General features: G+C 49.2%; 2 protein-coding genes. Both read left to right on the plus strand.

Annotation, left to right across the window (positions count from 1 at the left end):
• The first annotated feature begins 115 nt into the window (after positions 1–115).
• On the plus strand, positions 116–1,612 hold the full coding sequence (gene istA / locus QN395_RS21200) for an IS21 family transposase (protein ID WP_322118258.1): 1,497 nt from the start codon (positions 116–118) through the stop codon (positions 1,610–1,612).
• Positions 1,605–2,435 carry an IS21-like element helper ATPase IstB gene (gene istB / locus QN395_RS21205; protein ID WP_322118259.1) on the plus strand — a complete coding sequence of 277 codons (831 nt, stop codon included), beginning with the start codon at positions 1,605–1,607 and terminating at the stop codon, positions 2,433–2,435. Before istA ends, istB begins: the two co-directional genes overlap by 8 nt.
• Positions 2,436–2,560 lie beyond the last annotated feature (125 nt).

The raw sequence follows: 2,560 nt of genomic DNA on the forward strand, positions 1-2,560 counted from the left end.
TGTTGGCGCGCACTCAATATTGACCAGATAAACGCAGTTATACGCACTGAATATTGACCAGGTAAATTAACCTATCCTTGCAGTTTTGACTGCGAGGGAATTCAAGGTGATTACCATGGGAATGTACTCTAAGGTCAGGCGGCTGTTCTACCGAGAACGGCTATCCATTAGCGAAATTCAGCGACGAACCAGCCTGTCGCGCAATACCATCAAGAAGTGGCTTAAAGAAGCCGAAGGGACTGAGCCGAAGTATGCCCGGCCTCCGACTGTCAGTAAAATAGCTCCCTTTGCATCCCTCATTCAGTTAGCGCTACAAACCGACAGCCATCGACCTAAAAAAGAACGTCGTACTGCGCTTATGCTATTTAAGGAACTCCAGCAAGCAGGGTTCACCGGTAGCTACTCGGGTGTCAACCGTTACATTTACGCCTGGCGTGACCAAGCTGCCAAAGTCACTGGTAAATCTGCCTTCGTTCCACTGAAGTTTCAACTCGGCGAAGCATTCCAGTTTGACTGGAGTGAGGAGCTGCTTGTCATTGGTGGCATTCATCGCAAAATCCTTGTAGCACACACTAAGCTGTGCGCCAGCCGTGCCTTTTGGCTGGTGGCTTATCCGACGCAAAGCCACGAAATGCTCTTCGATGCCCATACTCGCGCCTTTACTGCCATGGGTGGTATTGCACGGCGCGGTATCTATGACAACATGAAGACCGCTGTCGATAAAGTCATGAAAGGCAAAGGTCGTATCGTCAATGCACGCTTCTTTGCAATGACAGCCCATTACTTGTTTGACCCCGACTTCTGCAATGTGGCGTCTGGCTGGGAGAAAGGTATTGTTGAGAAGAACGTCCAGGATAGTCGCCGTCGTATCTGGAACGACGCCAGACAGGAACGCTTCGGCAGCTTTGCGGAACTCAATGCATGGCTGGCGGTACGCTGCAAGTTACTCTGGAGTGAATGCCGCCATCCGGATTACCCTGAGTTGACCGTCGCCGACGTGCTGGAACATGAGCAAGCCCAACTCATGCCGATGCCAACACCCTTCGATGGCTATGTCGAACTCGTAGCACGGGTTTCTTCTACTTGCTTAGTTCATGTCCACCGTAATCGTTATTCAGTACCGTGCTATTTGGCCAATCACATGGTCAGTGTTCATCTGTATTCAGAACAGATTGCCGTCTACGCTGAGAATGAGAGGGTTGCATGTCATCTACGACTATTTGGACGTGATCAGACCAGCTATGACTGGCAGCATTACATCCTTCTGGCAGAAAGAAAGCCCGGTGTCTTACGAAACGGTGCACCCTTTGCATTGATGCCGGCGCCTTTAATCAAATTGCAAACCACCTTGCTACGCCGTGCCGGTGGTGATCGCGTCATGGCTCAAGTGTTAGCGGCTATCCCGCACCATGGCCTTGATACCGTCATTGTGGCAGTAGAACTAGTGCTGGAGTCCGGTGCAACCAGTGTTGAACACATCACTAACGTATTGGTGCGATTAAGTCAGGGCGATCGTCCTGACCCCGTCGCCACAAGCTTGCAATTAATCGAAGAGCCGGTAGCCGATGCAAGTCGCTACGACAGCTTACATCAGGAGAATCAGCATGTTTAACATCATCAGTGAACTTAAATCACTCAAGTTATATGGAATGGCAACTGCCTATACCGATTTAACAGCACAGAGTACCGCGTCCGTGAGTACATCGGAATGGCTCATTCAACACTTGTTAGAAGCGGAATCGACGGATCGAGCGATGCGTTCGATCCGTTATCAGTTGCACGTTGCCAAATTTCCGATTCATCGCCACCTAGCTGATTTCGATTTTAGCCAATCCAAAGTAGACCAAAAGCTGATCGAACAGTTGGCCACGTTAGCCTTCACAGAGGCTGCGCACAACGTGGTGCTGATTGGTGGCACTGGCACAGGTAAAAGCCATCTGGCAACAGCACTGGCGGTCTCCGGTATTACGCAACATGGAAAGCGAGTGCGCTTCTTCTCAACGATTGAACTGGTGAATGCCTTGGAATTAGAAAAGGCAGCAGGCAAACAAGGACGCATGGCCCTAAGCCTTATGCAGATGGATTTGGTGATCTTAGATGAGTTAGGTTACCTGCCATTCTCACAGGTGGGTGGTGCGTTACTGTTCCATTTACTGTCTAAACTCTACGAACGAACCAGCGTCGTCATCACGACCAACCTGACATTCTCTGAGTGGAGCAACGTCTTTGGCGATGCAAAACTGACGACTGCGTTACTGGACCGACTGACACACCATTGCCATATTATTGAAACAGGTAATGATTCCTATCGTTTCAAACATAGCAGTGCCACAGCAAAAATGCGGATTAAATCAAGAGAAAGAAGCCGGGAATTAAACAAGCCTGAGACTGAGATATCAGCAGAACCTGGTGAAGTCTCTGGGCAGGAGTTTTAGTGCTTAAGTGGCTAAATTGAGTTCAACAAATGGAGAAAACAATGCACACATAATTGATCGACAAACCTGAAACAAACTTGTATGCTCAGCAACTAAGCGCCTGGTCAATATTCAATGCGCGCAGC

This window comes from Undibacterium sp. RTI2.2, assembly GCF_035018705.1.
GTDB lineage: Bacteria > Pseudomonadota > Gammaproteobacteria > Burkholderiales > Burkholderiaceae_D > Undibacterium.